Origin of the sequence: Corynebacterium sp. MSK035, assembly GCF_030232615.1 — a bacterium.
Taxonomy (GTDB): Bacteria; Actinomycetota; Actinomycetes; order Mycobacteriales; family Mycobacteriaceae; genus Corynebacterium; species Corynebacterium jeikeium_D.
This window is the reverse complement of record NZ_JASPJP010000009.1, coordinates 89785-104543: the sequence shown is the minus strand read 5'-3', so window position 1 is coordinate 104543 and position 14759 is coordinate 89785. Positions and strand designations below refer to the sequence as shown.

At 59.7% G+C, this 14759-nt stretch carries 9 protein-coding genes and 1 tRNA gene; 5 read left to right on the top strand and 5 right to left on the bottom strand.

Going from position 1 to position 14759, the window contains the following annotated elements; all coding sequences use genetic code 11:
• The first annotated feature begins 557 nt into the window (after positions 1–557).
• Positions 558–3518, top strand: coding sequence for a type I DNA topoisomerase (gene topA / locus QP978_RS07320; protein ID WP_284857015.1), 2961 nt, complete (start codon positions 558–560; stop codon positions 3516–3518).
• 12 nt (positions 3519–3530) lie between these two features.
• Here the strand turns inward: topA and QP978_RS07315 are convergent, their stop codons facing one another.
• Together QP978_RS07315 and QP978_RS07310 are read right to left on the bottom strand one after the other, a co-directional pair.
• Positions 3531–4862 carry a DUF418 domain-containing protein gene (locus tag QP978_RS07315; protein WP_502870677.1) on the bottom strand — a complete coding sequence of 444 codons (1332 nt, stop codon included), beginning with the start codon at positions 4860–4862 and terminating at the stop codon, positions 3531–3533.
• 65 nt (positions 4863–4927) lie between these two features.
• The gene (locus QP978_RS07310; RefSeq protein ID WP_180950665.1) at positions 4928–6454 is read right to left on the bottom strand and encodes an adenylate/guanylate cyclase domain-containing protein; all 1527 of its coding nucleotides are present in this window, start codon (positions 6452–6454) and stop codon (positions 4928–4930) included.
• Between the two features lie 82 nt (positions 6455–6536).
• Between QP978_RS07310 and QP978_RS07305 the strand changes: the two genes are divergently transcribed.
• Together QP978_RS07305 and QP978_RS07300 are read left to right on the top strand one after the other, a co-directional pair.
• Entirely contained in the window at positions 6537–7892 is a 1356-nt protein-coding gene (locus tag QP978_RS07305; protein WP_070652851.1) for a DNA polymerase III subunit delta', read from the top strand.
• A 134-nt stretch (positions 7893–8026) separates the two neighbouring features.
• Positions 8027–8099 (top strand) — tRNA-Thr (locus QP978_RS07300).
• Between the two features lie 38 nt (positions 8100–8137).
• Here QP978_RS07300 and QP978_RS07295 read toward each other — a convergent pair.
• Positions 8138–9106 (bottom strand): hypothetical protein, encoded by a 969-nt coding sequence (locus tag QP978_RS07295; RefSeq protein ID WP_049180733.1) that lies wholly within the window; start codon positions 9104–9106, stop codon positions 8138–8140.
• Between the two features lie 75 nt (positions 9107–9181).
• Here QP978_RS07295 and QP978_RS07290 point away from each other — a divergent pair, with 75 nt between their 5' ends.
• Positions 9182–9781: a TetR/AcrR family transcriptional regulator gene (locus QP978_RS07290; RefSeq protein WP_180802992.1), complete on the top strand. Its 600-nt coding sequence runs from the start codon at positions 9182–9184 to the stop codon at positions 9779–9781.
• Positions 9782–9942: 161 nt separating this feature from the next.
• On the top strand, positions 9943–10914 hold the full coding sequence (locus QP978_RS07285) for an N-acetylmuramoyl-L-alanine amidase (protein WP_083300222.1): 972 nt from the start codon (positions 9943–9945) through the stop codon (positions 10912–10914).
• Between the two features lie 81 nt (positions 10915–10995).
• Here QP978_RS07285 and QP978_RS07280 read toward each other — a convergent pair whose 3' ends face one another.
• Positions 10996–13047 carry an acyl-CoA dehydrogenase family protein gene (locus QP978_RS07280; protein WP_284857014.1) on the bottom strand — a complete coding sequence of 684 codons (2052 nt, stop codon included), beginning with the start codon at positions 13045–13047 and terminating at the stop codon, positions 10996–10998.
• Between the two features lie 213 nt (positions 13048–13260).
• Positions 13261–14604 carry an MFS transporter gene (locus QP978_RS07275; protein ID WP_048732297.1) on the bottom strand — a complete coding sequence of 448 codons (1344 nt, stop codon included), beginning with the start codon at positions 14602–14604 and terminating at the stop codon, positions 13261–13263.
• Between the last annotated feature and the right edge of the window lie 155 nt (positions 14605–14759).

Genomic DNA, 14759 nt, shown 5'->3' with positions numbered 1-14759 from the left:
CTGTATTTCGTTCGGCGGGTTTGCTTCACTACTTCTCCTGGTCGAAAGTGGTGATGCATTCACCGCCTGAACCTACCGGCTTGAAAGTGTCATAAACTTGCACAGTTTCACATTTGCAGCCCGCAATCACGCGCCCGCTGCGCCTGCTGCGCCTGTTGTGACCAGCCGCTGACAGTCACTGGGATGGTCATGGCCAGCCGCAGAGCAGTCGTCGGGCCGGCCACCGGGTATCTCTCTCAGCAGCCCCCACAGCAGCCCCTTCAGTCACACCCACAATCCGCCCGATACTTGAGGATTCCACGCGACAAACTAGATTGTGTGTACGGTATTCCTTATATTCTTCATATTCTTTCCAGATAATCTTCCGGGAGAACGCGGCCGGGAACTGATTTGAACTGATCGGAACCGGTTGGAACTGATTGGAACCGATTGGAACCGATCGCGGGCTTCTCACAGCTGAAGCCCAGCCAGAGTCCGGCCAAGAACCCCAAGATTTAAACGAACACAAGAACCTAAACAGTCAAAAACATTCAACGTTGCAGGATAGAAAAACTTCTATGGCGAATTCAGACGGCCTCAAGCGCCTTGTAATTGTCGAGTCGGCGACGAAAGCTCGCAAGATTCAGCCGTATCTCGGCGATGATTACATCGTGGAGGCGTCGGTGGGCCACATTCGTGACTTGCCCCGTGGCGCAGCCGACGTTCCGGCTCGTTACAAGAAGGAGCCCTGGGCTCGTCTGGGCGTGAATGTCGACAACGGATTCGCTCCGTTGTATGTCGTCAGCGCTGATAAGAAGAAGAAAGTCGCCGACCTGAAGGCCAAGCTCAAGGAAGTCGACGAACTCTATCTCGCAACTGACCCCGACCGTGAGGGTGAGGCTATTGCCTGGCACTTGCTGGAGGTCCTGAAGCCCAAGGTGCCGGTGCGCCGCATGGTGTTCCATGAGATCACCAAGCAAGCCATCTTGGAGGCCGCCGCCAACACCCGTGAGCTGGACCAGAACCTGGTCGATGCCCAGGAAGGTCGCCGTATCCTCGACCGTCTCTACGGCTACGAGGTCTCCCCGGTGCTGTGGAAGAAGGTCATGCCGCGCCTGTCGGCAGGCCGTGTGCAGTCGGTGGCAACGCGCGTCATCGTCGAGCGTGAGCGCGAGCGCATGGCGTTTATTTCCGCTGAGTACTGGGATGTCGCCGCAACTTTGGACACCGGTTCGGCTTCTGCTGATGCCAACCAGCCGAAGGAATTCGTCGCAACCCTGACCAGCGTTGATGGTCAGCGCGTAGCGCAGGGCCGCGACTTCGATGACCGTGGCCAGCTGAAGAAGTCTGAGGGCATTCGGGTCGTCGATAAGCAGCTCGCCGAAACTCTGGCGGCGGACCTCGTGGGCTCTGAGCTCAAGGTCGCGTCGGTGGAGGAGAAGCCGTACACGCGCCGCCCGTACCCGCCGTTCATGACGTCTACGCTGCAGCAGGAGGCGGGCCGCAAGCTGCATTACACCTCTGAGCGCACGATGCGTGTGGCGCAGCGTCTGTACGAAAACGGTCACATTACCTACATGCGTACCGACTCCACGACGCTGTCCAAGGCCGGCATCGACGCCGCGCGTAAGCAGGCGTTGGAGCTTTACGGCTCGGAATACGTCGCCGATGCGCCGCGCCAGTACTCGCGCAAGGTGAAGAACTCGCAGGAGGCGCACGAGGCGATTCGTCCGGCTGGCGAGACGTTCGCAACGCCAGGTCAGCTGGCTGGCTCACTGGATGCCGAGGAGTTCAAACTCTACGAACTGATCTGGCAGCGCACCGTCGCCTCGCAGATGGCCGACGCACGCGGCACGTCCATGAAGGTCACTATCGCCGGTGCCACCGACACGCACGCCGTCGAGTTCGCCTCCACCGGACGCACGATTCGTTTCCCGGGCTTCCTCAAGGCATACGTCGAGGTCTCCGCGCTTTCCGACGGTCGCAAGGTCGCCGACAACGCCGAGAAGCGTCTGCCACAGTTGACGGAAGGCCAGGGCCTGACGGCCACGGACTTCAGTGCCGACAGCCACTCCACCAACCCGCCTGCGCGCTTCACCGAGGCCAGCTTGGTGAAGAAGATGGAGGACCTGGGAATTGGTCGTCCGTCGACCTACGCGTCGATTATCAAGACCATTCAGGATCGCGGCTACGTCTACTCCCGCGGTAACGCTCTGGTGCCCTCGTGGGTGGCCTTTGCCGTGGTGGGGCTGATGGAGGAAGCGTTCTCCGATTTGGTCAACTACGACTTCACCTCCGAGCTGGAGGATGAGCTCGACGGCATTGCTGCGGGCAATAAGGATCGCACGACCTGGCTGACCGGTTTCTACTTCGGCGATGACAAGGATCACCGCCACAAGGGAGCCGACGCTATTGCGACCCACGGTGGTCTGAAGAACATCATCGATGTGAACTTGGAATCGATTGATGCTCGGAAGGTCAATTCGCTCCACCTCTTCGACGATGCCGAGGGCAACCCGATCATCGTTCGCGTTGGCCGCTATGGGCCGTACCTGGAGCGTACGCGCCCGGGGGCCGGTGAAAACGGTGCCGACGAGGTGCAGCGTGCCAACATCCCGGAGGCCATGACTCCGGACGAGCTGGATCTGGCTGCCGCTGAGAAGCTGCTGGCCATGCCGCAGGGCGGTCGTGAACTGGGCATTAACCCGGCTAATGGTCGCATGATCGTTGCTCGCGATGGCCGCTACGGCCCCTACGTCACCGAGCTGGTCACCGATGAAGAACGCGAGAGTGTCGTAGCCAAGGCTGAGGAGATCATCGCAGCTGAGCGCGCCGAAGAGGACGCTCAGCGCGCTGCCGAGGGCAAGCGGAAGAAGAACTGGGAAACCAAGACCGCCGCCAAGCAGAAGGAAAAGCGCACCGCGGAAATCATCGAGGAAACTCTGAAGCCGAAGACGGCCTCGCTGTTTTCCTCCATGGAACCGTCGACCGTGACGCTGGAAGAGGCTCTGAAGCTGATGAGCCTGCCGCGCGAGGTCGGTGTCGATCCGGTCGATAACGAGGTTATTACTGCTCAGAATGGCCGTTACGGTCCGTACCTGAAGAAGGGCACGGACTCGCGTTCGTTGGCCAACGAAGAGCAGGTTTTCACCGTGACTTTGGACGAGGCGCGTCGTATCTACGCTGAGCCGAAGCGCCGAGGTCGTGCTGCTGCGAAGCCGCCGCTGAAGCAGCTGGGCGACAACGATGTCTCCGGTCGTCCGATGTCGGTGAAGGATGGCCGTTTCGGCCCGTACGTCACCGATGGCGTCACCAATGCTTCGTTGCGCAAGGGGGATACCCCTGAGACGCTGACTGATGCCCGCGCCTGCGAACTGCTGTCTGAGCGTCGTGCGAAGGAAGCCGCCGATGGTGGCACAAAGAAGGCTGCCAAGAAATCGACTCGCAAGACCACGAAGAAGGCTGCGAAGAAGACCACCAGGAAAGCAGTCAAGCGCACTACCAAGCGAGTGGTGAAGGCGACCCGCCGGGGCAAGTAGGGCAAGTAGGTCTTAAGCGCCCGCCGCGCCTGGCGTGCCCGCCGAACCCGCAGCACCCGGCGCATCCGGCGCATCCTGCGGAGCCGGTTTGGGGCCACCGACCCCGGCCAACTCCGCCCGCATTGTCGGCCCGTACGACAGCCGGCGATGCACTTTCTCGAACGGCCCCTGCATGCCACGACGCTCCATCGCCCACGCGGCGAACAATGTCACCAACCAGACGCCCACAGCAATGAGAGTTTGCACAAATGCACCCATATCGCGCGGGATGTTCAGAGTAAACGGGTACACCAGCGCAAAGAAGATCACCGACTGCATCAGGTAGCCCGTCATCGAACGCTTGCCGAGCGCCACAATCGGTACCAGCCAACCAGGCACAGCGGCGCCCTCGTTCAGGCGTCGCTGGAGCGGCTGCAGCGCCAACGCCAGCCCGGCTAGGATGCCAGGACCGGCGAACACTCCGGCAAAGTTATTAATTACCAAGAAGGCCATGTGCTGTCCGGCTGGAAGAACTCCAATCGCTGCCAACCCCATAGGGATTCCGACACCGAAGGCGACAATCACGGCCACCACGAGCCACCGAATAAGCAGGGGGCGGTGCGCGTCAACGTCGTCAAGCACGCCCTTGCGAGCCCATACGAAGCCGATCATCATCACCGGCAGGTAGAGGAACAGCTGCAGCGGCAGGGTAGTGATGCTCATTGTCAGGACCTGGAGGTTCGCGGCGAGCATATCCAGGTAACTCGTTTCAATTGCACCGCCGTTGACGAACTCGCTCATGTCGGAGCCGACGAACTCGGCGTCGGGCATCGCAATTACGAATCCCAAAAACAGCAGGCTCAATACCGCATTAATTGTCAACGCAATCCACGCGAGAATCGTCAGCACTTTGTTGCTAAGCCCCATAAGCAGCCCCAGGATGATGCCGCAGATGCCATAGAGAAACATGATGTCGCCAAAGAACAGAAACAGCATGTGCGCGATGCCGAACAGCCCCAGGAACGCATAACGCTTTACGACGACCACTCGCGCCCGCGACCGTGGAAAGTTTCTCCTGGCCAAACTGCGGACGATGAGTCCCACACCGAAGCCGAGCAGCGTTGCGAACATCGGCAGCCCGCGATTGTGTGCGGTCACAGCGGTAAAAAGCACGGTGGCTTTGTCGGCGATGCTGTCGTTTATGACGCCGCCGAAGAATGCTCCGGGCAGCTCGGGGCTTGCAACCAGCCAGGCAGTGGCAATGTTCGCGATAGCGATGCCGAGAAGAGCGAATCCGCGCGCAGCGTCGGGGACGAGCATGCGAGGTCTGGGGTTGGTGCTAGAGCTGGAGCGGCTGTCAGTCATTCCTCCAACGTAAAGGATTTGTGGGAGGGTACGCAGGTTGGCGAGACCGACGAGTCCGCTGCCCCCTAGGCCTCGTCGGCAAGCGTCGGGCGCACCGGGCGCGCAAGCTGCGTCATGTGCGTACGGCCGCGCAGCTCCACAGACTTCAGAGTGGTCCAGCGAGCCTGCTCGTCCTCGTTGGCCAGGCGGATAGTGGAAGCTGTAGCGAGCACGCGGCCCGGGGTGTCCTTAGCCAACTCAGTCAGACGGGCAGCCTGGTTAACCGCGTCACCAATAACCGTGTATTCAAAACGGTCACGAGCACCGATGTGGCCGGCGACGACATGACCGGCGGAGACGCCAATGCCAGCGCTGAGTTGGAGATCGAGCAGTTCCTCGCGCAGTTCACGGGCTGCGGTGAGGGCGTGACCAGCCGTGTCGTCGAGGGGCAGGGGAGCGCCAAAGACAGCCAGAGCCGCGTCACCCTGGAACTTGTTGATAATGCCCTTATTGCGGTGCACACAGTCAACAACGTGGTCGAAGAAGGCATTGAGTTCGCGGACAACGACCTCTGGCGAGTTCTTCTCCGCGAAGTTGGTTGAACCAATCACGTCCACGAATAGCACTGCGACGAGGCGATTCTCGCCGCCTAGAGTCGGCTTTTCTTCCAGGGCCTTACGAGCGACTTCAGAGCCGACGTAGCGGCCGAAGAGGTCACGCACCCGCTGACGCTCCTGCAGGCCGCGCATCATTTCATTGAAGCCTGCCTGGAGAACGCCCATCTCGGAGCCGTCGTAAATAGGCACGCGCGTATCCACCTGGCCCTGGCGGACCTTGTTAATTGCGCCCGTGAGATCCCGAATCGGGTCAACGATGGACATGCTGGCCAGCATCGTGCCGAAATAGCCGGTAATCAGAGCCAGAATTGCCAGCGCGGTGATGGTGGGCAGCAAATCTGCCGCATCATCTGTGAATAGGCCACGGCGCTGACCAATCAGCACAAGCAGGATTGCCACCACTGGAACACCACTGGTCAACACCCATGTCTGGCGCAGGCGGTGACCAATCGGTGGCTCCAGCGAGGAATCCGGAGCCCTACGCGCCAGCGCCTCCACAGCAACCGGACGCACCATGCGCTCCGCAATCAGATAGGTCAACAGCGCCACCATTGCGCCACCGAGTACCGAGGTGAGCAGCACCATCATGCCAATCTTGCTGTCATAGGCGAACGCGACTCCGCTGAAGACAATCACGCCCAAAGACCAGATGACGGTACCCAAAAGTGCCTGGTAGACGGGCACGCGCATGACCAGATATCGCACCCGCCGCGGATCGTGCATATCCGGATGACGCTGCCACTTCACCAGCGGTTTGAACAGGATCCAGGTAGTGCCGATACCCGCGATAATCGCCAGAACCAGGTACCCAGCCAGGGCATAAATGACACCATTAGCCAACCGTGGCAAGTGAGTTTCTTGGTTCAGTGGCAACAGCATGCCGAGGAACAAGCCGACAATCATGGCTCCGACAAGGTTGCAGACGAAGATAAATGAGGCATAAGCAGGCCACATTGTCCCGCTTAGCCATTTCAGATTTCGCCAGAGCCGTTGCATGACTACTACCTTAGTGGCAACCCCGGATTGCAGGGAGTAGTTACCTCACAAGAGTCTTGTGGGGCGCGCTAGAGTTGTGGCCATGACAGAGCCCATGACAGAGCGCAGCGTGTTTTCTCGTATGCCCGAAACCGGTGGGGTTCGCCAGCGACTGCAGGCTGCTGTGCGCGCTGCGCATTATCGCTTTGCCAATGGTCAACCGCTGGCAGGCGATGGGGCGGAGGTTTCGCCGGAAGGTGGGGACGCGGGGTCGTCGTTAAGCGATGTGCCACGCGACTCGGACATGACGCACGCCTGGCTGTTCACTGGCCCTGCGGGGTCGGGGCGGTCGGTGACGGCGACGGCGTTTGCGGCGGCACTGCTGTGCACGCGGCATGACAACCCCGGATGCGGCGAGTGCGAGGGCTGCCGGACGGCGCTGGCGGGAACGCATGGCGACATCAAAATCGTGCGCCCGGAGGGAACCATTATCTCGGTGGCGACGGTGAGGGACGAGCTGCGGCCCTGGGCTTACAAGATGCCCACGACGGCGGATTGCCGCGTGCTGATCATCGAAGACGCCGACCGGCTCAACGAATCCGCCTCAAATGCGCTGCTCAAGGTGGTGGAAGAGCCGCCTCTGCGCACCGTCATCATCATGTGCGCACCAACGACGAACGCGGAGGATTTCTCCGTTACGCTCCGTTCGCGCTGCCGCCATGTCTATGTGCCGACGCCGCATATCGACGACGTCACAAACCTCCTGCGCGCCGAGCGGCCAGAGCTTACCGACGAGCAAGCGATCTGGGCCGCGACAGTGTCCAATGGTCACATTGGGCGTGCGCGTGGCTTTGTCTCCGATGAGGGCTCGCGTGCTTGGCGGGGTAAGGCCCTGGATTTCGTGGAGGCTGTGTTCGATCCGGCGAAGTCGTACGTGGCGGCGCGTGAGCTGGCCAACGAAGTAGCAGGCGAGGTCAAGCGGCGGATGGAGCCACTAGAGGCTGAGGAGCTGGAGAACCTCGAGCGCTCACTGGGCGTAGGTGCGTCCGGCAAGGGTGCGCAGGCGGCACTGCGCGGCTCTAAGGGGGTTATCAAGGAGCTGGAGGAAAATCAGAAGCGGCGGCGCAGGCGCGCGGAGTCAGATCTGATCGACCTGTCGTTGACCGACATTATGGGGCTTTACCGTGACGCCCTGGTGCTGGCGTTTGGGGCGGAACGTTCTGGGCCGGCTTCTGGCGCTGATTCCGAGTTTGGGGATGGCTCCGTCTACCTCATAAATCCAGACCGTCGTCGGACAGCCACGGAGCTAGCCCGACGCCTTCCGCCAGAGGCGATATTGGCCTCCATTGATGCTGTCACCGAGGTGCGCGGCATGCTCGTGACTGCAGTGAAGTTGACGGTCTTGATGGATGAATTGATGGCTAAATTGCAGATTGCAGGGCAGGTTGGCCGCAGGTAATCCGGGAGAAGCTCCCAATTTAGCGGCCTGTAGGCTCCATTTTGGTAGCGATGGGGGCAGTGCAGTAGTATTACCGCTTGTACATTTTGTGCAGGGTTATTTCTGCTTGCTTGAAAGCTCGGCGCAATGTGCGTGCCGCCTTAGCTCAGTCGGTAGAGCGTCTCACTCGTAATGAGAAGGTCGCGAGTTCGATTCTCGCAGGCGGCTCGGTGTGAAACGGGATCCTTTTAAAGGGGTCCCGTTTTTTATTTTTTGGAACGATCAAACATGAGTAGAGCAAATCCAGCGGCAACCCAGACGATGAGAACCCACCACGCTGCCCCAGCACCGTTGCCATCGAAAAATGACAGTGACCTGACTAGGTAGCCAGTCGCCCCAATGGGCATCCACTGGCCAAGGGTGGACCAACCGGCCGGAAGCAGCCAGGGGCCGGTGGACAGTCCAGAGAGCGGGTTCGCCAAGAAAATCGTCAAAATGGCGCCGATGCCCACACCGGGAGTGCCAATAATGGCCGCGAGCCCGGCGGTAAGCATTGAGGTAGCCAGGATTCCCAGAGAAATTGCCAGCCATTCCATGCCGAAGCTGCCCGAAAGCGTGCCGTAGACAGAGTGGAGCATCCACGTTGCCACGAGAGCCCCGAAGACTGCGATGCCAGTGAGGACGCTCAGTTTCGTCCACTTCTTACCGCGGAAAAGGAAGGTGGCTATAACTGCTGAAATGATACCGCCGAAAGCCAGCGGCAAGCCGAGGAGCGCGACACCGGAAGCTTGTGGGTCATCCTGGGTGGTTGGAGCCAAATCCTCCCGCTCTACAGGGATGTTTTGAGACTCGAGGGTCGTCGCAATGCCGTCGATAAGCTGCGAGTAAGGTGCGCCGTTGCCTGAAGCGGTGTAGGCGGTAGCGCCCGTCGGGGAAATGACGATGCCGCCAACAGTTTCGCGATTGAGGATTGACTCGCGTACGGCATCAGGAGTGTCCATCACCTGGATGTCAGGAGCATTGTCGCCAGCTTTGTGCTCGATGGCTTGGGTGATTTGTTCGGACATTGGGGCGGGGGCAGTCAGCGCAATGGGGACATCCTTCGGGCCGGAGGCAAATGTCGGTGCCAGGAACGCGAAGAGCATGAGCCCGATGACGAGCGGAATACCGAAGATCACGGCTACTGCTTTGGGGGCGGGTGAGGCTTTTTTCGTCTCAGTCGTAGCTGTTGACATGGCCTATCTCCTAACTAGAGCAGAGTGTTTCACTTACAAAGTGGAGTATAGTGTTCCGTTTGTTAGTATGCAAGTGTGAGACAAGATGCAGTGATGAACAGTGATGCCATCGTGGAAGCAGCGCGAAAACTCTTGATAGAGCAAGGAGCCGGTGTATCCATGCGTGCGATTGCCAGGGAGGCCGGTGTCGGTGTAGCTACGGCAAGCAGGCACTTTCCCAGCAGGATTGAGCTTCTCGGCGCAGTCAGTGCTCGTGTTGCAGCTGATATCGACAGGATTACTGAGGCAGCCGTAGCTCAGTTTGACGACGATCCGGACGGCGCTTGGCACGAAGCAGTCCACGCGATCGCGGAATTAAGTGTTGCGGCACTTGCCCAGGCATTATTCAGCGATTTCAGTACCAGTTTGGGGAGCGAGGCGAAAAAGATTGATGGCATTATCGAAAAGCGAATGACGGAGTTGCGTCAGAGCTATACGCGACTGCTGGATAAGGCAAAAGCAGCTGGGCTATGCCCGGAGGGCGTTGCACCGATTGATTTCCACCTTGGGCTCGCTGTGGTGTCGCGTCCCCTTCCTAACTCTGCAGCGGTCGAGCAGTACTTTCCCGGTGTGCAAGAAAAGCTTGTGGACTTAATGCTTACGGGTTTGGCAGCACAGGCGAAGGGGAATCACTAAACCCCTCGGTGATAAGTGCTGAAAAATCCTGCACACGTCCCGACGTGCGGTGATTCCCCGAAACGAAGGGGGAGGAAATCTCGGAGCCGGCGACTCTCAATCGAGTGTTTGCTACTGTTATTCAACACATGGCAGGTATGCGGAAACTAGGAGAACGCACTATGCGGCAGCCCGGACACCAGGGACTAGCAGTGCAGCGATCAGCAAGACGACTAGCTGTGGCTTTGGTGGCTGCGGCAATCTTGCCAGCCGGTCTTGTAGCTTGCACCATCGACACGGAGGCTTCCAACGCAGGAAGCGCTCAGCAGGCTGCGTCTACGGAAACGCAAACGTCGTTGGCAGCTGAAGAAGAGGCCATGCAGATGCCGAATCCCACTCCGCCGAATGAGGAGTCTGCAATGTCTGATTCTGCTAACCCCGACGCGGTCGCTCCGGGCGATGCACCACAACAGCAAGCTAATCGCGCTACTTCGCGTGCCGACGGTTCCAGCGCTGTAGCTGGCAAGGTCATCTACCTCGATCCGGGACACGCCGGCACCCCACCACCTGCCGACTTGATGGTCACTGACGGCCGCGGTGGCCAGAAGCCATGTAATACCTCCGGTACCGCTTCCAACGACGGCTTCCCGGAGCACGAGTTCAATTGGCTGATGGCGCAGGAAATCAAGCAGCTGCTCGAACAGCGCGGTGCTCAGGTGCTGCTCAGCCGCGAGGATGACACCGGTCGTGCAGATTGCATCGATGCCCGTGCAGAGAAGGAAAATGCCTCCAACGCCGATGCCGTGGTGAGTCTTCACGCTGACGGCGCTGGAGAGGGCAACCGTGGATTCCATGTGTCTGCGATTTCGCAGCCGCTCGCCAATAATGACGAGCAGGGATCTACCGCGCTGGCAACCGCCCTGCGCGATGCTTTCGTCGCAGCCGGTTTTGCTCCATCCAACTATCTCGGCAGCGAAGGACTGAATCCACGCGCAGACCTCACCGGACTCAACCTATCGACGAAGCCAAAGGCACTGGTCGAATACGGCAACATGCGTGATAGCAGCGACATTGCCCTCTTGACCTCCAACGAAGGCCGTCAGCGCTTGGCAGAGGCCACTGTGGCTGGGCTGGAAGGTTTCTTGGCGCAGTAGCCAACCTGCTCATCCAGGCCGTAGCTACCTCACACCAGTCACCGCCACAGCAGCCACCACAGCGGCCAACCGGCCAACCCGCTAACTAGCCGGGTTTGCCTTAGCTTTCGGTGTCATCGCGTCGTAAGGCTCCATCATTGGGATATCCAGCATCGTGCTGGGGGTGCCAAAGGCGTCGACAAGCACCTCAGACCAGGGGCCAAGAGAATCAACAAGATCGGCCAAGCCCGCCCGCGCGCCCTTGGTGCGAGTACCGGTGAGCAGTGACTGCTCCAAGAACCAGCCGGCGTTATCGCAGACCACCGACAGGAAGAACACATCGCGAACCTGCTCGAGCACTTCTTGAGAGCGCTCATCTGTGAGTGTGGATTCAGCTTCAAAAAACGCTTCCAAAATCATGCGATCGATATGCGCCCACGCGCAGGAAATCATGTGGTCCTGGACCTTGTCCACCAGCCTCGCGGCCTTTTCAACAGGCAGTTTCCGCGCCGGGCGCAGCCTGCGAGCAAGGGACTTGAGAAGTCGGTTCTCGCGCTCGATAAGTAGCTGCATCTGGCTGGCGGGGTCAAAGAGCGAGGACTCATCAGCGTCAGTCAGCGCATCCAAGAGGTTCTGGACGACGGCATCTGCACCGGTGCGACGGCGCAATATGCCACTGAAATTGTCGAGGCCGAAGCGCACCATCTCCAGGTTGGAAAAACTCTGCACCTCCCGGGCAAAACCGCCCAAGAGTTCCTTGGTGACCAGCTGCAACATCACCACGTTGTCGCCCTCAAAAGTGGTGAATACGTCAGAGTCTTCTTTGAGAATGGTCAACAGGTTCTCTGTCATGTAGCCGGCTCCACCGGTGGCCTCACGCATCTCCTGGATGGCGTCGGTGGCATGTGCGGTGTTGGCGACCTTCAATGCGGCGGCATGCGCCTCCACTTCACGCAAATCGCGAGCCTGCTCCGGGGTGAGATTCGCACGGTCCAGCCCCTCCGCTTCGAGGTCGTGAATCCGCTTGATTAGCAGGTTGGTGGCAAATTGCAGACCGTACGAACGCGCAATGCGGGGGAGTAGTCGGATTCGGTGTTGGCGGTGCTCAATGAGCTTCTTTTCCGGCAGCGAATCGTCGGGAGCAAATTGGCGCCGCAAGTGTGCGTACTTGGTGCCGATGGTCAATGCGGTGCGGGTTGCCGCACCAGCGGCCGCACCGACTGTCACGCGGCCGCGCACGAGGGCACCGAGCATTGTGAAAAACCGTGCATTGGGGCTGTCAATATCGCTGCTGTACTCGCCAGTGGCCGAGACATCTGCAAAACGGTTAAGCAGGTTCTCCCGCGGCACGCGGTAGTGATCGAACATGAGAGTGCCGTTGTCCACGCCCAAGAGGCCGCCCTTGGTGCCGTGGTCGCCGATAGCAACTCCGTCGACAGGCGAACCATCATCATTGCGGATTCGAGCGACAATGCAGTGCACACCATGGGATTCTTCCTGCCCTGGTGTGTAGAGCTGGCAAAAGACCGCAGCCCAGCGCCCATCGCGCGCGGCATTGCCCAAAAACCACTTCTCAGAGGAAGCCGTAGGGGAATTGAGGATGAATTCTTCCGTCTCGGGGTCGTAGTGCGCCGTGGTCTCGAGTGATTGGACGTCCGAGCCGTGGCCGCGCTCGGTCATCGCAAAGCAGCCGAGAGCCCGCAGCTCAATGAGGTCACGCACCAACTCGCCGTGACGCTCAGTTCCCAAGTTGCTGACAGCGCCGCCGAAAAGGCCCCACTGCACTCCGGACTTCACCATCAACGACAAGTCGGTGTGGCCAAGCATTTCAATCCCGGTGAGAGTGCCACCGGTATCTCCTGTGCCGCCCTGGTCAGTGCGGAAAGCCCCATAGGGCATGCCGGTCTTAAGCACCTTGGACAGTGACTCGGTGGTGTGCTGCCTGGCCTCCTCCACGGTCAGCCCAGAGGTGGGCCGCAGGGAGGGGTCTTCTAGAAGGACGCGGACATCAGCGCGCGCCTCGGGGAAATAGCCGTCCAGGGCCTTTTGCAGTGCACCTGCCACTTCCGGTTCAGGACGGGAGGGGAGCGTCTTCGGACCATCGGTCGAGCGACGGCGGGGGATTCGCGTGGAGCTGGAAGAAGTCTGTGCCATAACCCAACGTTAATGGGATATCTGGGGCTTGTCAGCCGCTTTCGACTGAGAAACTCATGAGGAAATCGGGGCCACGGGTCGGAAACAAGCTACCGGGATAGAACGAAGGCGGAAACGCAAAAGCCGTCGTCAAGCAAATACTGCGTTGTGCAGTGCTTGACGACGGCTCGCGTAATCAGACCCTCGGTGGGGCAGACCCCCTAGCTGTGGGAACTAGACGCGCGACTTAACTTCGTCGAGGTTAGTTTCCGGGTGCTCGATGAGGTCTCGGTCTTCAAGACCCTTCGGCAGCAGGAACAGGGCAATCAGTGCCGGGATAGCCATGGCCATCAGGTAGATGGAGATGTAGAACGGGTTACCGGTGGCGTCCATGATCATCTGGGCAATCATCGGTGCGAATGCACCACCCAGGACAGCGCCGATGGCGTAAGCGATGGAAGCGCCGGAGTAGCGAACCTCAGCCGGGAACATCTCGGAGTACATGGCCGGCTGCGGGCCGAAGGTCAGTGCCAGCGGCAGAGTGAGGACTGCGACGGTCATGACGTAGAGGAACGGGCCCTTATCCAGGAGGCTCCACATGACGGCTTCCCAAATCATGATTAGGACGTAGCCGATGATGAAGGTCTTTGCGCGGCCGATACGGTCGGACCAAGCGCCGGCCATGAACATGAAGATGGTCCAGCAGATACCGGCGACGAGAGTGCCTGTCCAAGCGACGGTTGCGGGGTAGCCCAGTGTCTTCTGTGCGTAAGCGCCGAAGAATGCGATCACGAGGTAACCGGTGGCCTGCTGAGCAGCGAAGATCAGGGCGCCCTGGATAACCTTGCCCCAGTGGTTGCGGAAGAGCTCCGGCAGCGGAGCGGAGCGCTCAGCAGACTCAGCCTGCATAGCCTGGAAGACCGGGGACTCATCGACGGTGCGACGAATCATGTAACCAATCAGAACCAGGATGAAGGACAGCAGGAATGGCACACGCCAACCCCAGTCCATGTAGGCTTCCTCGCCGATGATAGCCATAACAATCAGCATGGTGCCGGTAGCCAGGGTCAGACCCAGCGGAACACCGGCCTGCGGGAATGCGCCGTAGATACCGCGCTTTTCCTTCGGTGCGTACTCCACAGACATCAGGGCCGCACCGCCCCATTCGCCACCCGCGGAAAGGCCCTGGAAGATACGGAGCAGAACCAGCAGGATAGGTGCAGCGATGCCGATTGACTCATAAGTCGGCAGCAGACCGATACAGAAAGTAGCTGCACCCATGCCGATGAGGGTGAAGACCAGAATCATCTTGCGGCCGTAGCGGTCACCGATATGGCCGGCGACGATAGCGCCAAGCGGGCGGAAGAGGAAGGAAATACCCAGGGTTGCCCAGGCGAGCACCTGAGCGACCTGTGGGTTCGACTTCGCAGCCGGCTCGATGAAGTGCGGAGCGAGCACGATAGCTGCGGCCTGAGCGTAAATCAGGAAGTCATAAAACTCGATGGTCGTACCCACGAGAGTTCCCGTGAGCACCTTGCGGCGCTGCTTGGGATCATTCGCGATGATCGAAGTAGTCATAAAACAACAAGACTTTCTTTACATACCCGTCCGCACGGCCGTCGAGGACCTTGGCGATCTCAGCGGTCGTGCAGAAATCGCCCCAGGTTTTTCTCAGCCAGCGTTTGGGGAATGGACAGATTGTTTGACGGTGTCGAATTCTTACACAGCCAGAC